Annotated in this window: 16 protein-coding genes; 6 read left to right on the plus strand and 10 right to left on the minus strand. The window is 66.1% G+C overall.

Translation table 11 applies throughout. From position 1 onward, the window contains the following. Positions 1-2 precede the first annotated feature (2 nt). Positions 3-1313 carry an aspartate aminotransferase family protein gene (locus tag AKN83_RS08865; RefSeq protein WP_050406305.1) on the plus strand — a complete coding sequence of 437 codons (1311 nt, stop codon included), beginning with the start codon at positions 3-5 and terminating at the stop codon, positions 1311-1313. Here the strand turns inward: AKN83_RS08865 and AKN83_RS08870 are convergent, their stop codons facing one another. The 5 genes from AKN83_RS08870 to AKN83_RS08890 form a co-directional block, all read right to left on the minus strand. Further along, positions 1314-2096 carry a TIGR02186 family protein gene (locus AKN83_RS08870; protein ID WP_050406306.1) on the minus strand — a complete coding sequence of 261 codons (783 nt, stop codon included), beginning with the start codon at positions 2094-2096 and terminating at the stop codon, positions 1314-1316. Then, positions 2093-3022: a sulfite exporter TauE/SafE family protein gene (locus AKN83_RS08875; protein ID WP_050406307.1), complete on the minus strand. Its 930-nt coding sequence runs from the start codon at positions 3020-3022 to the stop codon at positions 2093-2095. Before AKN83_RS08875 ends, AKN83_RS08870 begins: the two co-directional genes overlap by 4 nt. 321 nt (positions 3023-3343) lie before the next feature. After that, the gene (locus tag AKN83_RS08880) at positions 3344-4189 is read right to left on the minus strand and encodes a COG3904 family protein (protein ID WP_050406308.1); all 846 of its coding nucleotides are present in this window, start codon (positions 4187-4189) and stop codon (positions 3344-3346) included. Positions 4190-4304: 115 nt separating this feature from the next. Then, positions 4305-7826, minus strand: a complete 3522-nt coding sequence (locus AKN83_RS08885; protein ID WP_050406358.1) for a tetratricopeptide repeat protein — start codon at positions 7824-7826, stop codon at positions 4305-4307. A gap of 279 nt (positions 7827-8105) precedes the next feature. Further along, positions 8106-8693, minus strand: coding sequence for a PadR family transcriptional regulator (locus AKN83_RS08890; protein ID WP_050406309.1), 588 nt, complete (start codon positions 8691-8693; stop codon positions 8106-8108). A gap of 163 nt (positions 8694-8856) precedes the next feature. Between AKN83_RS08890 and AKN83_RS08895 the strand changes: the two genes are divergently transcribed. From AKN83_RS08895 to AKN83_RS08910, 4 genes are all read left to right on the plus strand, one after another. Continuing rightward, positions 8857-9273 (plus strand): nuclear transport factor 2 family protein, encoded by a 417-nt coding sequence (locus AKN83_RS08895; protein ID WP_050406310.1) that lies wholly within the window; start codon positions 8857-8859, stop codon positions 9271-9273. 108 nt (positions 9274-9381) lie between these two features. Continuing rightward, positions 9382-11169: an acyl-CoA dehydrogenase C-terminal domain-containing protein gene (locus AKN83_RS08900; protein WP_050406311.1), complete on the plus strand. Its 1788-nt coding sequence runs from the start codon at positions 9382-9384 to the stop codon at positions 11167-11169. A 74-nt stretch (positions 11170-11243) separates the two neighbouring features. Then, a complete protein-coding gene (locus tag AKN83_RS08905; protein WP_050406312.1) occupies positions 11244-12452 on the plus strand; it encodes an acetyl-CoA C-acetyltransferase in 1209 nt (402 codons plus the stop codon). A 19-nt stretch (positions 12453-12471) separates the two neighbouring features. Next, positions 12472-14685, plus strand: a complete 2214-nt coding sequence (locus AKN83_RS08910) for a 3-hydroxyacyl-CoA dehydrogenase NAD-binding domain-containing protein (protein WP_050406313.1) — start codon at positions 12472-12474, stop codon at positions 14683-14685. Between the two features lie 173 nt (positions 14686-14858). Here the strand turns inward: AKN83_RS08910 and AKN83_RS41110 are convergent, their stop codons facing one another. From AKN83_RS41110 to gstA, 5 genes are all read right to left on the minus strand, one after another. After that, positions 14859-15284 carry a hypothetical protein gene (locus tag AKN83_RS41110; RefSeq protein ID WP_244521935.1) on the minus strand — a complete coding sequence of 142 codons (426 nt, stop codon included), beginning with the start codon at positions 15282-15284 and terminating at the stop codon, positions 14859-14861. A 170-nt stretch (positions 15285-15454) separates the two neighbouring features. Then, positions 15455-16747, minus strand: coding sequence for an HlyD family type I secretion periplasmic adaptor subunit (locus AKN83_RS08920; RefSeq protein WP_050406314.1), 1293 nt, complete (start codon positions 16745-16747; stop codon positions 15455-15457). Then, a complete protein-coding gene (locus AKN83_RS08925) occupies positions 16740-18494 on the minus strand; it encodes a type I secretion system permease/ATPase (protein WP_206600779.1) in 1755 nt (584 codons plus the stop codon). Before AKN83_RS08925 ends, AKN83_RS08920 begins: the two co-directional genes overlap by 8 nt. A 134-nt stretch (positions 18495-18628) precedes the next feature. Beyond that, entirely contained in the window at positions 18629-20101 is a 1473-nt protein-coding gene (locus AKN83_RS08930) for a hypothetical protein (RefSeq protein WP_157113282.1), read from the minus strand. Positions 20102-20282: 181 nt separating this feature from the next. Further along, complete coding sequence (gene gstA / locus AKN83_RS08935) at positions 20283-20900, minus strand: glutathione transferase GstA (RefSeq protein WP_050406360.1); 618 nt, start codon at positions 20898-20900, stop codon at positions 20283-20285. Positions 20901-21030: 130 nt separating this feature from the next. On the opposite strand from gstA, the gene AKN83_RS08940 reads away from it, so the two are divergent. Then, complete coding sequence (locus AKN83_RS08940; RefSeq protein WP_050406316.1) at positions 21031-21555, plus strand: MarR family winged helix-turn-helix transcriptional regulator; 525 nt, start codon at positions 21031-21033, stop codon at positions 21553-21555. Positions 21556-21568 lie beyond the last annotated feature (13 nt).

A 21568-nucleotide genomic window follows, 5' to 3' on the forward strand; every position in this document is an offset into this window, starting at 1 on the left:
GCATGGCTGGAAACGACGACGAATCCTTTTGGGATCGTGCGCGGCGTCACCTCATCCGCTATGGCGGGACGTTCGCTCCCGTCATTATCGAGCGCGCCGCCGGCTCTTTCGTCTATGACGCCGACGGCCGCGCCATCCTGGATTTCACGTCCGGGCAGATGAGTGCCGTGCTTGGCCACGGCCACCCGGAGATCGTCAAGACCATCGGGGAGTATGCCGAACGGCTCGACCATCTGTTCAGCGGAATGCTGACGCGCCCGGTCGTCGCGCTCGCCGAACAGCTCGCGGAGCTTTTGCCGCCGGGGCTCGATCGCGTCATGCTGCTGAGCACGGGGGCCGAGTCGAACGAGGCGGCCATCAAGATGGCCAAGCTCGCCAGCGGCGGCTTCGAGACCGTCGCGTTCGCGCAGTCCTGGCACGGCATGACGTCGGGTGCGGCCGGGACGACCTATTCGGCCGGCCGCAAGGGCCATGGTCCCGCGCCGGTCGGCTCGCTCGCGATCCCGACGCCGAGCCTCTATCGCCCCCGCTTCGGCCATGCGGCCGATTGGCGGGCCGAGCTGGACTACGCCTTCGATCTCGTCGACCGCCAATCGACCGGCTCGCTCGCCTGCATGATCGCCGAGCCGATCCTGAGTTCCGGCGGGCTGATCGACCTGCCGGAGGGCTATCTCGCCGCGTTGAAGGAGCTGTGTCGCGCGCGCGGCATGCTGCTGATCGTCGACGAGGCGCAGACCGGCCTCGGGCGAACCGGCGCCATGTTCGCGTTCGAGCGCGATCGTGTCGTGCCTGACATCCTGACCCTGTCGAAGACGCTCGGCGCCGGCCTGCCTCTGGCCGCGGTCGTCACGTCAGCGGAAATCGAGGAGCGCTGTCACGAACGCGGCTTCCTGTTCTACACGACGCATGTGTCGGACCCGATGCCGGCCGCGGTCGGGCTGAAGGTGATCGAGATCATCCTTCGCGACCGACTGGTCGAGCGCGCCGGCATCGCCGGCGCGCGGCTGAGGGACGGGCTCCTCGCGCTGCAGAACCGGTTCGAATGCATCGGTGACGTGCGCGGCAGGGGGCTTATGCAGGGCATCGAGATCGTGCGCGACCGCTTCAGCAAGGAGCCCGACGAAGCGCTGGGCACGCGTGTATCGCAGCGCTGCCTGGCGCTAGGACTGAGCACCAACATCGTGCAATTGCCAGGTATGGGCAGCGTGTTCCGCATCGCTCCGCCGCTCACGATCAGCGACGACGAGATCGATCTTGGTCTCTCGATCCTGAGCGATGCGTTCGAGAGCGCGTTGCAGCAGAGGCGTGACTGATCAATCCTTGCGGAACACGATCGACGCCATCCAGCCGGTCATCAGCGCCATGAACGCGGTGACGAGGCCGTAGACCAGGCCGTTCTGCCGCGCTGTGGTGGCGACGAACTGCTCGAAGCCGACCTTGACGATCTCGAAGGCGGTCTCGGTCTTGGTCACCAGCGCGCCGTCGGAGAACAGCTTGATCTCGACATTGTAGGTGCCGATCGGCACCTCCGCCGGCAGTGGAATGCCGGTGCGAAATAAAGTGGGCGTCAGGAACGTCACCGCCGAGGTCGCCTCGCGGTACAGCCCGTGTTCGGAGCGCAGGCGGACGAAAGCGCTGCGGAACGGATCGTTCGGGACCACGTCGGCGAAGTCGGGCCCGACCCGCTGCATCAAGAGCACGTTGTTGAGCCCGAGCTGCTGCCGCCGCTGCACCTCCGGTGAGGCGATCTCGTCGAACGGGCGGTTGGAGAACAGCGCGAGATAGCCTGGCACTTGCAGGAACTGCCTGGAGTCGGTGTTGATCCAGATGCCGAATTTGCGCTCCTTGCGCCGCGTCACCATGTCGGCGCGCGGGCCGGACACCGTGACGACGAGGTCGTAATTGTTGCGATTGGACGGCGTCTTGTCGTCCTTCTCGACCGAGCCGAACAGCACGAGCTCGCCGCCGGAATAATTCGGCGTCACCGTGACCCGGTGGTTGGAGACCGACACGATCAGCCGCTCGGCATGCGCCGGGACCGCCGCCAGGCTGGCAGCGAGAAGGCCCACGATGGCAAGCGGCGCGCGCGACCTCATGGCGGGGCTCCGCCGGTTTCGCGGATGCTGAACAGGTCCTGCGGCCGGATCACCAGCTCGACGGCAAAGCGGATGCCGACCGCGAGCACAAGCAGGCCGAGCAACAGGCGCAGATGCTCGCCGCGGATCTTCTGGCCGGCGCGGGCGCCGAACTGCGCGCCGGTGACGCCGCCGATCATCAGGATCAGCGCCAGCACGGCGTCGACCAGATGGTTGGTCACCGCGTGCAGCATGGTGGCGAACACCATGGTGACGAGGGTCAGCACCATCGAGGTGCCGATCACGGTCGAGGTCGGCACCCGCAGCACATAGATCATCAGCGGCACCAGGATGAAGCCGCCGCCGATGCCCATCACCGCGCCAATGAAGCCGATCACGAGCCCGACCACGACGACCGGGATGACCGAGAGGTAGATCTTGGAGCGCTTGAAGCGCAGCTTCAGGGGCAGGCCGTGGATCCAGCCATGGCTGCCCGGCTTGCGCAGCGTGACCGCCCCGCCGCGCCGGGACCGCAGCATCGCGCGCAGGCCTTCCCAGAACATCAGGCCGCCGACCGTGGTCAGCAGGATGACGTAGGACAGCGCGATCATCAGGTCGAGTTGGCCGAGCGAGCGCAGGAAGGTGAAGGTCCACACCCCGAGCGTGGTGCCGAGCGTGCCGCCGACCAGAAGCACCGCCGCCAGCAGCGGGTCGATCGCGCGTCTTCGCCAATAGGAGATCGCGCCGGAGAACGAGGAGGCCGCGATGTGGCTCGCAACCGAGGCGACCGCGACCGCAGGCGCGATGCCGACGAAGATCAAGAGCGGGGTCATCAGGAAGCCGCCGCCGATCCCGAACATGCCGGAGACGAATCCAACCGCCGCGCCCATCGCCAGGATGAGGAAGACATTGACCGGAATGTCGGCGATCGGGAGATAGAGCTGCACGCGCGTCGCTTCTTGTCGGTTCGCCGCATGCTGGGGCGCAAGGCCGCATCACGGCGTGATGTCGTTCGGTTCGGGCATTCTCCGGCTGAACGAAACCGGTCGGCGCGCAAGAAGCAGGCGAACGCGGGTCGATTGCCGCGTTCTTGCATAACCGAATTCGGTGGGGGGAGGGACTAAAGAATCCGCTCCGGGTGGCATTTTTCGCCGCACGTGGCCGCTCGGCTGCCGACGTGGTTGATAATTCAGATTAATGACGCCGGCGCCGGCCTATTTGAGCATGATCTCTTCGGAAAACCGCTCCGCACTTTTCCGGATCATGCTTTAGGGCCGATCGCCCGGCTTGGTGATCAGGTTCAGCGCGAGCGCTTCCTTCGGGCTCAGCCAGCGGATGTCCGAGGTCTGCGACATCGCCTCCACGATCCCGGAGGAGACGCCCATCTTGGTCATGTAGCCCAGCACCATGCCCTGGATGCGTTGCGCCTCGGCGAGGGGATCGCTGACCGGTGCGCTGGTCGTGAAGCGATGCACGCCGAGCCGCGAGCCCGCGATGCCATAGCGGGTCTGGCCGCCGGCAAAGACCAGTACGCAGGCGCTGGCGCAGGCCGTCGGACGGAGCTTGCCCGATGCGTCTGCGGTGGCGACGGCAGTGACCAGCCCATGGGAGCGGATGACCTCGCCCATGATCGCCGCCTGATTCAGCGCGCCGCCCTGCGACGACAGCAGCACGGCGTCGCCAGGGGCGAGACGCGCCTCGCTCAGCCGGTCGCGGAACCAGCTCGCGCTGGCCGAGCCGATCTTGCCGCTGATCGCGAGCGCACGCCGGCCGCGGCCCGTCCCATCGATGTCGACATCGGGAATCACCGCCGAATTCATGCTCGCCGCGACGTAGGTCTCGCGCCAGAAGTCCCAGGCGCCCGGCCTCGACAGGTCGCGATAGGCCTGGATGGCGACGCTCGACAACAGCAGCACGAAGATGATGACGGACCAGAGCGAGAACCGGAACGCGCGCGGCGGCGGTGCCACGTTCCGTTGCGGCGGAGGAGGGGGAGACGGAGCCTTGGGAGGCACGGCGAACGGAGACGGCGTCTGGCGCGGCGGCGCGACGCGGGGCCCGGTCGGCGACGAACGATGGCCTGTTCCATCATCCTGACGATCGTCGACAGACAAGCCTGACCCTCCGGAACGCGCGCGCAATCGGCGCAGCACTGTGCGCCTGTCTACACGGCGGAAGCGCGGAGGGATAGGACAGCGGCGCCGTCAAGGCGCCGCAGCGGCTTGGTCTTTAGTGCGCCGGGGCGGCCAGCGCCGCGGTGCGCTTCGAAGCCGGTCGGACCGACTTCGCGGCGGTGGGCTGCACGGGCGCGCCGTCCCAGCCGCCGGCCGGGGCCGGGACGTTGACCGCATCGCTCGGCTGCGGCTCGGGAGTAAAGGTCTGGATCGCAAGCTTCGCTGCGGCCAGTGACTGCGGGTCGAGCCGCTTGGCGATATCGTCGCGCTTGTGGCCGGCGTCGGCGTCGCCCTGCGCGGCGGCGAGGCTGAACCATTTGAAGGACTCGGCGAGGTTCTGTTCGACCCCGATGCCGCGGGCATAGAGGATGCCGAGGTTGACCTGGCTGTCGGCAACGCCGCGATCGGCCGCCTTGCGGAACCATTGCGCGGCGCTCTTGTAGTCGGCGCCCTTGCCGCCGCCGTCGGCGTCGAGCACAGCCAGGTTGTGCATCGCCTTGGCGTTGCCGCGCTCGGCTGCTTGCACGTAGTAGCGCCGTGCCGTATCGAAGTCGCGCTTCACGCTGAGGCCCTTCTCGTAGAAGGTGCCGAGCCGGAACATCGCGGGCACCACGCCGGCCTGTGCCGCACGGCCATACCATTTGGCGGCTTCGTCGACATTGGCGGGCACGCCCTTGCCTTCGGCAAAGCGGACGCCGACCTCATAGGCCGCGGCCGCATCGCCCTTGATCGCCGCCGTCCGTAGCGCCGGACCGCCGATCGCGTCGGGCAGCTTCTCGCCCGCCGGGATCTGGATCGTGGCGAGCTTGCCGCCGAGCGGCGGCGCGGTCGGAATCGTGCCGGTGATATCGCTGGCGGCGGCGAGCGGTGCCGCAGCCGGCTCAGGCGCCGCGGCGGGCGCGGGAGCCTGAGGGATCGTTACCTGCGCGCTGTCGAGCGTGTTCGGCGCCGGCGTGTTGTTGGACTGGCGGCCGAGCGGGGTCGGCGAGGTCATCGACGGCCCGGGCACGGACGGCGCCGCCGGTGCGGGCGCGGCGGAATTCTCGGCAGGCGGTTGCGCCGGGGGCACGGCCGGCTCGCTGTGCTCGATCGCCGGCATCGGCGGCGCCGAGCCGGCGTCGAGCAGGTTCATCGCCATCTTGACGGTCGAGAGCAGGATCACGACCACGCTCGCGCCCACCAGCAGCGAGCGGATCTTGGAGGTGATGGTCGACGGCTGGGCTTCGGGTGCGCCGGTCGCTGGCACGCCGGCCTTGCCGGCCGCGGCCTTCGCAGCCTTGTCGGCCTTCTCCTTGGCCTTGGCGGCAGCCTTGCTTGCAGCCCGCGCGGCCTTCTCGTTGACAGGTTGCGCTGCGGCGGCCTGCGCGGCGCGGCGCGCGGCGGCGATGAAGCTCGAGGTCGAGACCGGCTCCTTTTTGCCGGCGGGAAGATCACTGATGGCGCGCTCGGAATCCGCGATCCGCTCCGATGGCGACGCCACGCGGCCCGAGGGGCGCGTGCCCGGCTCGAGTGGATGATCCGGCGGCAGTTCCGGAGCGATCGCAGCGCGCGCGGAGGCGGCATGCGGCTCGAGGATCTCGCTGATCGCACGCGGCGGCAGCGGCGGCGGCGCGGTCTCGGCCGGCTGCGCGGCATGGAATTCGCGCGGCGCTGACATGAAGTGCTCCTGCGCCAGCGCAGGATTGGGCAATTCGGGCCGGTACAATTCGGACAGGTACGATTCAGGTTTCGGCTGCGGCGCCGCCGCGTGCGGCATCTCGATCCGCGGTGCTTCCATCCGCTGTTCGGCCAATGCAGGGGCCACAGGAGCCGGCGGCGGCGCGCTGCGGACCGTGCGCAGATCGTTCTCGATCATCGCCAGCCGGTCGACGACATGGCCGAGCGTGTTGTGAACGGTCTCGAGCGAGTCCTGGGTGCGGCGATCGGTCTCCGACTGGCTGAAGCGGATGTCGGACAGTTCGCGCTTCACCAGGTCGACGATGCCGCTGTCCATCATCGGCTGCGGCGAAGCGCTGCTGACGGTGTTGCGGGTGGCGTCGGCGAGCGAGGCGAGATGGGCGTGCTGCGCCTCGAGGTGCCGCATGATGTCATGCAGTCCTTCCTCGACCCGGCCGAGATTGCCGGAGCGCTGGTCGGCGGACTCCAGCCGCTCGAGCAGATAGGAGACCCGCTGCTCGAGATGGGTGAACGCCGACGAGCTGTCGTTGCCGACCTGCAGCCGATCGATCCGCTCCGACAGCGAGCGCAGCGCGCCCTCGATGGCGTCGGTATTTTCGTAGCCGGCGGGCCGCTCGCGGGTTTCCAGCGTCGAGGCTAATGCGGCGATGCGCTGCTCGATCCCGGCGAAGGCATCGACATGGGACTCGGCGCGCGACATCTGCGACAGCTGGTCGACTTTCGCGGCCAGCGCATGCACGTCCCCGGAGAGCTGCAGCAGCGCGTCGTTGGAGGCGACATTGGAGACGATGGCGCGCAGCGCGGCGATCGCGCTCTCGAGCTGATGCACCGTCGAGGGATCGTCGTTGGCGCGCAGGATCATGTCGAGCTTGGCGCCGAGATTGCGGATCGCCTCGTCGTAACCGGTGAGCTGCTCGGCGGGCGTCAGCGTGCGCAGCGCCTCGCGGATTTCCGACAGCGCACGTTCGATGCCGGTAATCACCTGGGCTTGGCCTTGGCCGTTGCCGCTGTCCTGGCGGATCTCGTCGATCCGGTGATGCAGCGAGCGGATCTCGTTCTCGATCGATTCGATCGCGCGGCGCGGCATCGCCTCGGTGATCGCCTGGCGGATTTCGGCAAGCTCGCCGCGGAAGGCCGCGATCGATTGCTCGATATGGTCGGGCCGCTGCAATGCCTCGATCTGGCTTGTGATCTTGAGCAGGTGACGCTCGAGCGAGGAGAAGTCGGGGCCAGCCGGCGGCGGCGCATAGGCGGCCATCGGCGGCGCCGATTGCTGCATCGGCGGCGCGCTGCGCGGCGGCATCTGGCGTGAGGGGGGGCCGTCGAGCTCGTTCTGGCGCGCGGCGATCTCCGCGATCGCGGAATCGAACGAGGCCGGGCTCAGTGGCGGCGACGGACGGTAGACCTGGGCTGCGGCGCGCTCGACCGCTTCCGCCTGGCGCAGCCTTTCCTCCAGTTGCCGGTCCTGCATCTGCGGCTCCCGCTGCATCTGCGCTTCACGTATCGGCTGGGGCTGCGGCTCGCGCGCCTGCTGCGGCCGCGAAATCTGCGACAGCCGCGCATCGAGGCGCGAGATCGCGTCGTTCAGCTGCCGTGCGACGGCGGGCTGGCCGCGCGGTACTTCGGCGCGCACGGCTTCGGCGCGCGACAATGGTTTTGCAATCTGTTCGATCTGGCGGGTGATCGCATCGAGCCGCTGATGGATGTCCGCGACCTCGCGGCTTTCCCGGCTCGGCATCGGCTGCCGTTGCTCCATACGCCAATCCGGCGGGCTCGGCTCGCCGACGGTGGAATTGAGCCAGTCGTTCAGCGACATGCCGGCGCGGCGCGCAGCCGCCTCGGCCCTGTCGCGGACGGAGGGATCGATGCCGTCAACACTCCACGATACGCGCGAATTCATGATTCCGTCCGGTCCCGACTCCGGCGCCATACTCTGCGCCCGCAGCCTCCCCGCGCATTCCCGTTAAGAGACAATCGAATTCTGCGCTGGTCGTCTGCTTCAGCTGCTGACTTTTTCCCGTCACGGTAAATAACGGGTTAAGGAATGCGGCCGGCGGGCCTTAAAGTTAGGGAATCCGGGAACCTGTTGCGCCGGATCAGGACACGCCCATCGCTTTCCGGCAAAGCGGATTCCGCGACGCGTGTCGGCACGCGCAAGGCAATGACGCGAGATTTGTTTCTAGCCGTTGCCTTCGCGCTTGCCGTCGTCGAGCGGCAGCACGTTGCTGCGGCCGGACATCGCCGACAGCGCGTCGAGCGCCTCCTCGCACCACTCCACCACCATGCGCTCATGGCGCATGCCGAGACGCAGACTGAGCATCTTGCCGACATCGGCCGGTGGCGCGGTGCCGTCGGGGAATCTTTTGTTGAGCAGGCGCTCATAGCGCTCATAGCGGTCGCGATGATGCTCCAGCCGTGCCATCAGGTCGGTGCGCAGCGGCTCGATGTCGACACAGTCGAGCGCATAGAGCCGGACCAGCAGGTCGTCCTTGATCGAGGGCGGCACGCTCGGCCGCGCCGCCCAATGCTTCAGCGCCGCGCGGCCCTCGGTCGTCAGGGTGTAGACCAGCTTGTTCGGCTTGCCGGATTGCACCACCTCGCGGCCCTGGACATGGCCCTTGTCGCGCAGCCGGGAGAGCTCGCGGTAGATCTGCTGATGGTCGGCCTTCCAGAAGAAGCCGATCGAGGCGTCGAACGTCTTGGCGAGCTCATAGCCCGTCATCGGACGTTCCGTGAGGCAGGCGAGGATTGCGTCACCGAGTGCCAACGCCCACCTCCATCTCAGTTCCTAAGAAGGCCATTCTGAAGTTCGCTTGACTTTATGCGTTACTGTGCATATGCGTCAATATGCATATGGTGATCGGCGTGCGGCCTTGTTGGCGCGGCCGATGTTCAGGCTTCTTACAACCCCTGCCGCAGGAGACGTCCGAATGAGCAAGCCGGGCCTCGACAAGTGGTACGCCTACATGAAATCCCACGACACCGCCGCTTTGTGGGATCTGCTGCATCCCGACGCGGTGTTCGAAAGCCCGGTCGTGCACACGCCGCAGCGCGGCCGCGACATCACCTTCAAGTACCTGACCAGCGCCGCCAAGGTGCTCGGCGGCCCGACCTTCAAATATCTCGGCGAGTGGCAAAGCGACACCGGCGCGGTGCTCGAGTTCGAGAACGAGATCGACGGCATCAAGCTCAACGGCGTCGACATCATCACGTTCGATGGTGACGGTCGGATCACGCACTTCAAGGTGATGGTGCGCCCGCTCAAGGCGATCAACTTGCTGCATCGGATGATGGGCGAGGAGTTGATGAAGCAGAGCGGCGCAACGTCGCAATCACAGTCTCGCTAGGACCTGCCGCGGACCTTCCGAACCGGATAAGGTCCGCTCCAACAAACCCAAGGACAAGCTGCGCAGCACAGGTCGCACAAGCGGCCACGAGCCAGCCGGGAGATCAGCATGCCGACCTACAAAGCCCCCGTCGAAGACGTCAGCTTCCTGTTGAACGACGTCTTCCAGATCGATCGTTATGGCAATCTTCCCGGCTTCACCGATGCGTCGGCCGATGTGCGTGAGGCGATCCTCGGCGAGGCCGCCAAGCTCAGTGAGGAAGTGCTGCAGCCGCTCAATCGCACCGGCGATCTCGAAGGCTGCAAGCGCAACGACGACGGCAGCGTCACCACACCGAAGGGCTTCAAGGAGGCCTTCAAACAAGTCGCTGAAGGTGGCTGGCTCGGCCTCTCGGCGCCGACTGAATTCGGCGGCCAGGGCCTGCCGGTGACGCTCTCGCAGGCGGTCAACGAATTCCAGATCTCCGCCAACATGGCGTTCTCGATGTATGGCGGGCTGACCATGGGCGCGACCGCGGCGCTGTTGGTGCACGGCTCCCCCGAGCAGAAGAAGACCTATGTGCCGAAGATGATCGCCGGCGAATGGACCGGCACCATGAACCTGACCGAGCCGCAATGCGGTACCGATCTCGGTCTGCTGCGCACCAAGGCGGTGCGCCAGGCCGACGGCAGCTTCAAGATCACGGGCACCAAAATCTTCATCTCCGCCGGCGAGCACGACCTCGCCGACAACATCATTCATCTCGTGCTGGCGCGCATCGAAGGCGCGCCGGCCGGCATCAAGGGCGTCTCGCTGTTCGTCGTGCCCAAGGTGCTGGTCAATGCCGACGGCTCGCTCGGGGCGCGCAACGGCGTCACCTGCGGCTCGATCGAGCACAAGATGGGCATCCACGGCAATTCCACCTGTGTGATGAACTACGACAACGCCACCGGCTGGCTGATCGGCGAAGAGAACAAGGGCATGCAGGGCATGTTCGTGATGATGAACGAGGCCCGCCTCGGCGTCGCCGTGCAGGGCCTCGCGCAGTCCGAGGTCGCCTATCAGAACGCGGTCGCCTATGCGCGCGAGCGTCTGCAGGGCCGTTCGCTGACCGGCGTCCAGGCCGCCGACAAGCCGGCCGATCCGATCATCGTGCATCCCGACGTCCGTCGTACCTTGCTCACCATCCGCGCCTTCAATGAGGCGGCACGCGCCATGGTGGTGTGGACCGCGCTGAAGAGCGACGTTGCGCACCGCTCCAACGATCCGAAGGATCGCCAAGCTGCCGATGATCACATGGGCCTGATGACGCCGGTGCTGAAGGGCGTGCTGACCGACACCGGCTTCGCCAACACGGTCTCGGCGCAGCAGATGTTCGGCGGCCACGGCTATATCGCCGAGCACGGCATGGAGCAGTTCGTCCGTGATGCCCGTATCGCGATGATCTATGAGGGCGCCAACGGCATCCAGGCGCTCGACCTTGTCGGCCGCAAACTGCCGCGCGACGGCGGCCGCGCCGCGATGGCGTTCTTCGGCGAGGTCGGTGCCTTCGCCAAGGAGCATGGCGCGGACGAGGCGATGAAGCCGTTCATCACCCCGCTCTCCACCGCGCTCGGCCATCTGCAGCAGGCCACCGGCTGGCTGATGCAGAACGCGCTGACCAAGCCCGACAATGCCGGCGCCGCCGCGACCGATTACATGAAACTGTTCGGCTTGGTCGCGCTCGGCTACATGTGGGCGAAGATGGCCAAGGTGGCGCAGGATAAGGCCGCTGCCGGCGCGACGCCCTACCTCAACACCAAGCTCGTGACCGGGCGCTTCTTCATGGAAAGGCTGCTGCCGGAGACCGCCGTGCACCTGGCCCGGATCCAGAGCGGCAGCGCCACCACAATGGAACTGGCCGCGGAAGCATTCTGAAAATTGCCGCCGCACCACCGTGCGGCGTCGCTTCCTTCCGTATATATTATGATCCTCATATCAAGGAGGGCGTCATGCCTGAGGCATACATCTACGATCACGTTCGTACCCCGCGCGGCCGCGGTAAGGCCGATGGCGCACTGCATGAGGTCACCGCGCTGGCGCTCGCCACGGTGCCGCTGAAGTCGCTCAAGGAACGCAACAATCTGCCCGAGGACTCCGTCGACGACGTCATCCTCGGCGTGGTCGATCCGGTCGGCGAGGCCGGAAGCGACATCGCGCGCTTTGCCGCGCTCAACGCCGGTCTCGGCGAGAAGGTGCCGGGCGTGCAGATCAGCCGCTTCTGCGCCTCCGGCCTCGATGCCGTGAACTTCGCCGCGGCCCAGATCATGAGCGGCCAGCATGAGCTCGTGATCGGCGGTGGCGCCGAATCGATGAGCCGGGTCGGCATCGGCGCCTCCGGCGGTGCCTGGCCGATGGATCCCTCGATGGCGGTGCCGGCCTATTTCATGCCGCAGGGCATCTCGGCCGATTTGATCGCGACCAAATACGGCTTCTCGCGCGATGATGTCGATGCCTATGCCGTGCAGAGCCAGCAGCGCGCTGCGAAGTCCTGGGACGAAGGCCGCTTCAGCAAGTCGGTGGTGCCGGTCAAGGACATCAACGGCCTGACCATCCTGGCCAAGGACGAGCACATGCGCCCGACCACGACGATGCAGTCGTTGGCGCAGCTGCAGCCGTCATTCGCGGCGATGGCGGCGATGGCCGGCTTCGACGCGGTGGCGATCCAGTCGCACCCCGAGGTCGAGAAGGTCAATTACGTGCATCACGCCGGCAATTCGTCCGGCATCGTCGACGGCGCCGGCGCGGTGCTGCTCGGCAGCAAGGAGGCGGGCGCCAAGCACGGCTTGAAGCCACGTGCGAAAATCCGTGCGTTCGCCAATATCGGCTCGGAGCCCGCGATGATGCTGACCGGCCCGGTCGACGTCACCGAAAAGCTGTTCGAGCGTTCCGGCATGAAGAAGTCGGACATCGACCTGTTCGAGCTCAACGAGGCTTTCGCCTCGGTGGTGCTGCGCTACATCCAGGCGTTCGACATCGACAACGCCAAGATCAACGTCAATGGCGGCGCGATCGCGCTTGGCCATCCGCTCGGGGCGACCGGTGCGATGATCCTCGGCACCGTGCTCGACGAGCTCGAGCGCACCAACAAGCAGACGGCACTGGTCACGCTGTGCATCGGCGGCGGCATGGGCACCGCCACCATCATCGAGCGCGTCTGAGGCGAGGGGAGCGAGCAACATGGCTTACAAGAATTTCAAGTTCGACGTCGACGCCGACGGCATTGCGCTGGTCACCTGGGACATCCCCGATCGTTCGATGAACGTGTTCGACGAGGTCTCGACCCAGGAGATCGGCGAGATCATCAAGCAGACCACCAGCGATGCCGCGATCAAGGGCGTCGTGATCACCTCGGCCAAGGAGGCGTTCTGCGCCGGCGCCGACCTCTCGATGCTCGAGGGCATGAACCGCGCTTACGCGCAGCTCTTCAAGGAAAAGGGCGAGGAAGCCGCGAACCAGATGCTGTTCGAGCAGAGCCGCCAGATGTCGCAATCGTTCCGCGCGATCGAGACCTCGGGTAAGCCCTGGGTCGCCGCGATCAACGGGCTTGCGCTCGGCGGCGGCTTCGAGATCACGCTGGCCTGCCACTACCGTGTCGCAGCCGAGAACCCCAAGACTCGCCTCGGCCTGCCCGAGATCAAGGTCGGCCTGTTCCCCGGCGCGGGCGGCACCCAGCGCGTGCCGCGCCTGGTGTCGCCGCAGGACGCGATGCAGTTGCTGCTCAAGGGCGAGGCGGTCAATCTGACCCGCGCCAAGGCGCTCAACCTGATTCACGCCGTGGTGCCCGCGGCCGATCTGATCAAGGCCGCGAAGGACTGGATCAAGGGCGGCGGCAAGGCGGTCGCGCCGTGGGACGAGAAGGGCTTCAAGCTGCCCGGCGGCCCCGTCTTCTCCAAGATGGGCATGCAGATGTTCCCGGCCGGCAACGCGATCTATCGCCGCGAGACCTACGACAATTATCCGGCCGCGCGCGCCATCATGAGCTGCGTCTATGAGGGCCTGCAGTTGCCGATCGATGCCGCACTGCGCGTCGAGTCGCGCTACTTCACGCAGATCCTGCGCTCGAAGGAAGCGGCGGCGATGATCCGATCGCTGTTCCTGTCGATGCAGGAGCTGAACAAGGGCGCGCGTCGCCCGGCGGGCGTGCCGCCGACCAAGGTGAAGAAGCTCGCCGTGATCGGCGCCGGCTTCATGGGCGCCAGCGTCGGCTATGTCTCGGCGCAGGCTGGCATCGATGTCGTGTTGGTCGATCGCGACCAGGACAGCGCCGACAAGGGCAAGGGCCACGCCAAGACCGTGGTCGACGGCCTGGTCGCGAAGGGCCGGATGAAGCAGGAGGCGGGCGACGCCATCCTGGCCCGCATCTCGGCCACTGCCGACTACAGCGTGATCAGGGATTGCGACCTCGTCATCGAGGCCGTGTTCGAGGATCGCAAGGTCAAGGCCGACACCTACGCCAAGGCGCAGCCGCTTCTGAAGCCGGGTGCGATCTTCGCCTCCAACACCTCGACCCTGCCGATCAACTCGCTGGCCGAGGAATTCAAGGATCAGGGCAAGTTCATCGGCATCCACTTCTTCTCGCCGGTCGAGAAGATGATGCTGGTCGAGATCATCCTCGGCAAGAACACTGGCGACGTTGCGCTGGCGACCGCGCTGGACTATGTCCGCGCGATCGGCAAGACGCCCATCGTGGTGAACGATTCGCGTGGCTTCTTCGCCAACCGCTGTGTGATGCGCTACATTTCCGAGGGCAACGAGATGCTGCTCGAAGGCGTGCCGCCGGCGATGATCGAGAACACCGCCAAGATGGCCGGCATGCCGGTCGGCCCGCTGTCGCTGCAGGACGAGGTCGCGCTCGATCTCGGGCTGAAGATCACCAAGGCGACCGAAGCCGATCTCGGTCCCAACGCGATCGACCAGGCGCAGAAGAAGCTGATGGTCGAGATGGTCGAGAAGCAGGGCCGCTTCGGCCGCAAGAACGGCAAGGGCTTCTACGACTATCCCGAGAAGGGCAAGGGTCAGAAGAGCCTGTGGCCGGGACTGGCCCATCTGCAGCCCAAGCAGCTCGATCCCGATACGCTGAGCGTCAAGGAGCTGAAGCAGCGCTTCCTGGTGGTGCAGGCGGTGGAAGCCGCCCGTACCGTCGAGGATCACGTCATCACCGACGTGCGCGAGGCGGACGTCGGCTCGATCCTCGGTTTCGGCTTCGCGCCGTTCACTGGCGGCGCGCTGTCCTACATCGACTTCATGGGCACCAAGAATTTCGTCGCGCTCTGCCACGCCTTCGAGAAAAAATACGGCTCGCGCTTCACGCCGCCGAAGCTGCTCGAGGAGATGGCGGCCAAGGGCGAAACCTTCTACGGCCGCTTCCCGCCGAAGAAGCAAGCGGCATAAGCGCCGTTACGTCTTGAGCCAACTCGCGCAGGATCAGGCCGGTCATCGATCCGACTTGATCCTGTCGCGTGACGGTCGCGCCGGTCAAAGTCCCGCCACGCTTACTCCCAACTGACACCACGCCGCTGGCATCACTCTTGCTCGTCGATCGCCGGGATGATCGAAGACGACGATCAGGATTGGGATGTCCTGCAATGCGTTCTGTGCTCAAGGAAGGCGCCGCCAGGGTCACGGGCCATTCCGTCTCGCTGCGCTTGCGAGGCAAGGGTCCTTCCTGGTTCGGCCTCTTGCTGCTCGTTCTGGCCGTGGACCTTGTGCTCGCGGCGGCCGCCTGGAATGCCGTCGGCTTCTTCCGCAATTGAGACGTCACTGTCCGGCGCGAGGACAGCTCCGGCGAGATAGGCGATCTGGTTGAATGCGAGGCAGGCGACGACGATCGGGGCGCCGGTGGCAAACGCATAGCCGTCGGATTGGAGCACGATTGCCGCGACCACCGCGATCAGCGGCGACACCAGCATCAAGGTCCAAACGCGAAAGTACAAACTGGTCGCCAGCCCGACGAGCGTGCTGGTCAACAGAACCGTAAAGGCGATCGTCACATTTTCAGACCAGTTGGAGCGGAGGGCGCGCCGCAGGTCATAGTCGATCAGTCGGATCGCTCGCACAAGGACGGTAGCGCCCTCAGCCGGATGTACACCGACTTAACATTAATCGGTACAATGCGGACTAAATTTGATTTGTTCCGGCGCGCGCCGAAACTTTGCACCGCTCATTTCTCCCTGAAGGCGCGGTGCACCTGGTCGGCAAGCGGCTTCATCAGATAGGACAGCACCGTTCGCTCACTGGTCGGGATGAAGACCTCGACCGGCATGCCCGGCAGCAGATGCGTGGACGCGAACTTGTTCAGCTCCGACGGCGGAATCGCAATGCGTACAAGGAAGTAGGTCGGAGCCGTCTTGTCGTCGCGCGACACGTCGGCGCCGATCCGGCTGACCTCGCCCTCGATCTCCGGTGTGGTGCGCTGGTTGAAATTGGTGAAACGCAGCACCGCCGCGGAGCCCAGCTTGACCTGATCGATATCTTGCGGCGCAACATGAGTTTCCACGATCAGATTGTCCTGGTCGGGCACGATGGTCATGATGGTTTCGCCCGCCGCGATCACGCCGCCCTGGGTGTGGATGGTGAGATCGTGCACGACGCCGGCCTGCGGGGCGCGGATCTCGAGCTTCTCGGTCTGGTCTTTCGCGGTGACCTGTTTCTCCACGGTCTCGGCGTATTTGGCGCGGATGTCGGCCAGCTCCTTGGCGACGCCGGAGCGGAAATCCTGATCGACCTGCAGGATCTTCAGCTCGGTTTCCGAGATCTTGCCCTTGGCCTGCGCGATCGACGCGGTGAGCTGACCGCGTTCGCCGAGCAGCCGGGCCGAATCGCGCTGCAGTGCAGAGAGACGCGACAGCGACACCAGGCGCTGCTCCCAGAGCTGCTGCACGCCGGTCAGTTCGTTGGCGATCAAGTCTGCCTCCTGCTTCTTCGCGCTCAACTGATCCTGCATGCCGCCGATCTGCTCCTTGAGCTGCGCGATCTGCTCCCGCAACTGCTGCTTCTGCCCCTCGTTGGCGTCCTTGCGCAGCTGGAAAAAGCGGCGCTCGCCCGAGACGACGGCCTGCGCCGCCGGATCGTCGCTCGATGCGACGCTGTCGGGGAAGCCGATCTCGGCATCGCCGTCGCGCTCGGCCTGTAGCCGGGCCCGCCGCGCCTCAAGCTCCCACAGGCTCTTGGTCACCGCGGTGAGATTGGCCTGCGCCACCGTTTCGTCCATCAGGATCAGCAGATCGTCCTTGCCGACGCGGGCGCCGTCTTCCACCAGCAGCTGCTTGGCAACGCCGCCGGAGGGATGCTGCACCTTCTTGACGCTGGATTCGACGACGAGCGATCCCTGCGAGATGATCGCGCCGGACATCTTGGTGGCGGCGCCCATCAAGCCGATGCTGGCGATGAGGAATATCGCGGCGATAGCGACTGCCAGAATGTGATGCCGAACCGATTGTCGTGCGCTAGGCATCGGGACGAGGCTCCATCGGCTTTTTGCGCCTGCGGCGTGCCGGCATGGGAGCCTGGGCGGGGGCCGATGTTGGCGCGAGCGGTTGCGCTTGCGCCACCAGCAACGGCAACACCGATGCCGTGGTGCCGAACGCATGCATGCGTCCTTCGTTGAGCACCAGCATGTGGTCGACGGTCTGCAGCACGGCGGGCCGGTGCGCGACCACGACCACGATCCCGCCGCGGGTGCGGACGCGGCTGATGGCGCGAACCAGCGCGCGTTCGCCCTCGGCGTCGAGATTCGAGTTCGGCTCGTCGAGCACGACCAGGAACGGATCGCCGTAGAGCGCGCGGGCGAGCGCGATGCGCTGCCGCTGGCCGCCCGACAGCATCAGGCCGCCATCGCCCACTTCGGTCTCGTAGCCGCCTGGCAGCCGCAGGATCAGTTCGTGCACGTCGGCCTCGCGCGCGGCTGCGATCAACCGCGTGGAATCGGGAACCGCGGCGAAACGCGAGATGTTCTGGGCGACCGTGCCGCGGAACAGCGCGACGTCCTGCGGCAGGTAGCCGATCGATCGGCCAAGCGCGAGCTGATCCCATTGCGCGAGCGTGGCGCCGTCGATCCTGATCACGCCGCGTGCCGGCGTTCCGACGCCGACCAAAGCGCGCGCCAGGGTCGATTTGCCGGAGCCGCTCGGGCCGACCACTGCGACGGCGCTGCCGGCGCGCAGCGCGAAGCTCACGTCATGCAGCACCACGGCATTGGTTCCGGGCGCGGTCAAGCTGAGCGAGATGGCGCGGATCTCGTTGTTCGGAGCAGGCAACAGAGTGACCGGCGGTCGCACGGGCATGTCTGTCAGGGCGTCGATCAGCCGGCCAAAGCTCGCGCGAACTGTGATGAAACTGCGCCAGTTTGCGATCGCGAGCTCGATCGGCGCCAGGGCGCGGATCGAGAGGATGGTGGCGGCCAGCATGACGCCGGCGGTCGCCTGCTGATTGATGACGAGGTAGGCGCCGAGTGCGAGCACCCCGGATTGCAGGATCATGCGCAGGAAGCGCGAGGCGCTGCCGAATGTGCCGGTCAGATCGGAGGTCACGCGCTGCGCGTCGAGATAGGCCTGCGTGCGCTCGGACCACAACTCGGCCATCCGCCGCTGCATGCCGAGGGCGTGCACGACGCCGGCGTGGTGGAACGCGGTCTCCGCCATCTGCCGCCGCGACGACGCCAGCGTGACCAGCGAGCGGGTCGGCGCGCGAGTGAACATCTCGGCTCCAACCGTGATCAGCGCCAGTGCAGCGGCGCCGCCGGCCACCGCCATTCCCATCAGCGGATGAAACAGGGTGCAAACGGCGATGTAGAGCGGGGTCCATGGCAGGTCGCAGATCGCGATCAGTCCGCTGCCGGCGACGAAGCCCCGTATCGTGTCGAGGTCGCGCATGACCTGCAAGCCGTCAGTGCCCGGCTGATTGAGCGCGGAGTGCTGGACGCTGTCGAACACCGCATCACGCATGGTTTCATCGAAGATTTCGGCGATGCGCGCCAGCAGCCGGCTGCGCAACATGTCGACGCCGGCCTGGACCATGAGCAGGACCAGCGCGATCATCAGCAGGCCGATCAGGGTTGCCATGCTGCGGCTCGGCAGCACGCGATCATAGGTCTGCAACATGAACAGCGGCGCGACCAGCATCAGCAGATTGACCAGCCCGCTGGCGATCGCCGTCGCGATCAGCGCGCCGCGCAGAGCCACCACCGCGTTCCGGATCTCCACCGGTAGAGCCGAAAACCTTTTGACCTGACCGATCACCTCGCCCTCGCGGATGTTCGAGCCGTGATGCCCAAATCGATTGGTGAGGAAGTCGCGGAAGCGCGGCGATCTCCGCGCTTCCGCCGGGTGTTACGACATCACAGGATGTGTGTGCCGTGGTTGTTGAGGATGCCGTGATCGGCCGCCAATGGCCCCGAGACTAGGTCGTGCAGCACGGCATCGACGTCGATCGGAACGGAGACCGGCGCGCTGGCTGTGTTGCCGGAGGCGATATTGCCGCCGAGCACATGACTGAGGTCCAGGCTACCGAGCAGGTTGCCGGCGAGACCGTCGGCCCCCGTGCCGCCAAGGCTCGGAATGCTGAGCCCGCCGGTGCCGGTCAGCGCGCCGAGGTCGAGCAGATGCGGGCCGTTCTGGCCGACGTCGACGGCATTTACCTCCAATGTGTGGTGATCGCCTGATGTCGGCGCCGCGAGCAGGTCAATCGAATTCCCGTTTGGCTGCGTGGGGCCGAGATCGACGTCGGCGAGGTGACCGGTGTTGGAGCCGCCGAGATTGCCAAGCAATCCGCCCAGCAGTCCGCCATTGCCGCCGCTGTTGCCGCCATTGATGCCGAGCAGCGGTAGCGTCTCCACGTCATGCAGAACATTGCCGAGCAGACCCGTCACCGGGCTCAGCGCGGCCGTGCCACCGAGCAGAGAACCGGCACCCGTGTCTCCGAGCAGGGAGCCGACGACGCCATCCACGGTATGGACGACCTGCGTGACCGGAGCGAGCGCGCCGGTGCCACTGCCGAGCACGGAGCCGACACCCGCGTCCGCGAGCAACGATCCGACCACACCGTCCACCGCATGGACGACATCCGTCACCGGGTTGGTCGCACCGGTGCCGCCGAGCAGCAAACCGAGTCCCGTATTTCCGAGCAGCGAGCCGACGAGGCCATTGTCTCCGGTCAACGATCCGACAACGCCGTCGACCGAGTGGACAATGTCGTTGAGATCACTGCCCACCTCCGTCAGCACCGTGCCAAGGCCGCCGCCATCAAGCATCGTTCCGGGCGCGTTGAGGACGTCGGTCAGCAGGTTGGTATGGCCGTCCGATGCGGGCGTCGGGACGCCGATCTCGCCCAATCCGACCGTTCCGGCGAGGCCGGTCACGTCGTGCACGGTATCGCCGAGCCCTGTTGCCTGACCGACCGGATCGAGGACGCCGGTGTTGACGTCGTTGACCGCGCCGTTCACGGCGGTGAGCACCGGCTGGAGGATGCCTTCACTGCCCGCAAGGTGGAGGCTGCCATCGCCGCCGAGGAAGCCGCCCAATCCCGGCATTCCAGTCTGGCCGGGCGGCGTCGAGGTGCCACCGCCGGTACCCGAGCCACCTGCACCACTTCCAGTGTCCGAGCCGCCGTTGCCGCCGGAAGCCTGAGACCCCGTCGGGGTTGTGCTCTGTTGAGGAGGAGCTGACGACGTATCGCCTTGCGGCGGCGTCGTCTCCGAACCGGCAGGCTGACCCGTCGCGCCGGAAGCGGACGTTGTGGCGGCACTGTCGCCGACCATGCCGCCCATGGCGACGTACTGGTCACGGTAGGCGTCGCGATCATTGGTACTCATGCGCATCTCCACGCCAGGTTGAGTGAGTGGTCTCTCAACCAGCTGATCGCGCTCGGGTTTCCGGGCCTGCGCAGTCGTGGAGAACATCGCGTAAGAGCGGACGCGACAATCTGCCGAAAATTGTCGGCAAAGCGATCGCCGGCACCGTCGTTGCGCGAGGCCGGCGATGGAAACGCTGGGCTCAGGCCGCCTTCAGCAGGCCTTCCTTCTTCAGCGCTTCCTGCACCTTCGGACGCGCCGCAATGCGGGCCTTGTAGGCCATCACATTCGGCAGGCCGGAGAGATCGAAGCCGAGCCGGTCGCTCGCCCACATGATCATGGTGAAGAGGTAACCGTCGGCGACCGTGAACTGGTTGCCCATCAGGTAATCGCGTCCGGCGAGCTGGCTCTCGACATACTTGAACTTGCTCATGGCGCGGTCCTTGAAGAAGGCCTTGGCGTCATCGGCGAGCACCGGCGAGAACATCGGGCCGAGGTTCTTGTGCAGCTCGGTCGTGATGTAGTTCAGCCATTCGAGCAGCTTGTAGCGCTCGTTGGAATCGCGGGCCGGCGCCAGCTTCTTGTCGGCGGCCTTGTCGGCGATCATCTGGATGATGATCGGCCCTTCAGTGACCATCTCGCCGGTATCCAGCGCCAGCGCGGGCACCTGGCCCTTGGGGTTCACAGCGAGGAAATCGTCGCCGTTTTCGAGCTTCTTGGCGCGCAAATCGACCTTCACCAAGTCGTAGGGCAAGCCAGCCTCGAGCAGGGCGATGTGGGGGGAGAGGGAGCAGGCACCGGGGGTGTAATACAGCTTCATGGGGGTATTCCTTCCCTTGTTCTTGGCGTCCGGAGAGGGATTGCCTACATGCACCTGCATGAAATAGTCAAGATTGATGCAGATGCATTCAGTGCGGTACACTGGGTTCCGGGACCTTATGGGCTAGACGATGAAACGCAAGCTATCGAGCGAGGCGACGGCCGCCTGGATCCGCCTGATGCGGGTGCCGAGCCGGGTGCTTGACTGCGTCGAGCAGGATTTGAAGAAGGCCGGCTTTCCGCCGCTCGCCTGGTATGACGCCTTGCTCGAGCTGTCGCGCGCGCCGTCGGGCGAGTTGCGCCCGGTCGAGCTCGAGCGGCAGATGCTGATCCCGCAATATTCGACCTCGCGACTGATCGACAAGCTGGTCGACGAAGGGCTTGCCGCCCGGCGCGAATGCAAGATCGACAAGCGCGGCCAGTTCGTCGAGATCACCGAGGCGGGACGCGAGCTCCAGAAGAAGATGTGGAACGCCTATTCGGCTGCGATCGACAAGCATGTCGGCTCGAAACTGTCCGATGCCGACGCGGCCAGGCTGTGCGGCCTGCTCGACCGTCTGGGCTGCTCCTGCGGTGACGCCAAGAGCGATGCCAAAGTCGATGCGAAGAGCGATACCAAGGCCGCGCCGGCGCGAGACGGCGTGCCTGCCCGATGATATCCCTGATTCC

Origin of the sequence: Bradyrhizobium embrapense, assembly GCF_001189235.2 — a bacterium.
In the GTDB taxonomy this organism is placed as follows: domain Bacteria; phylum Pseudomonadota; class Alphaproteobacteria; order Rhizobiales; family Xanthobacteraceae; genus Bradyrhizobium; species Bradyrhizobium embrapense.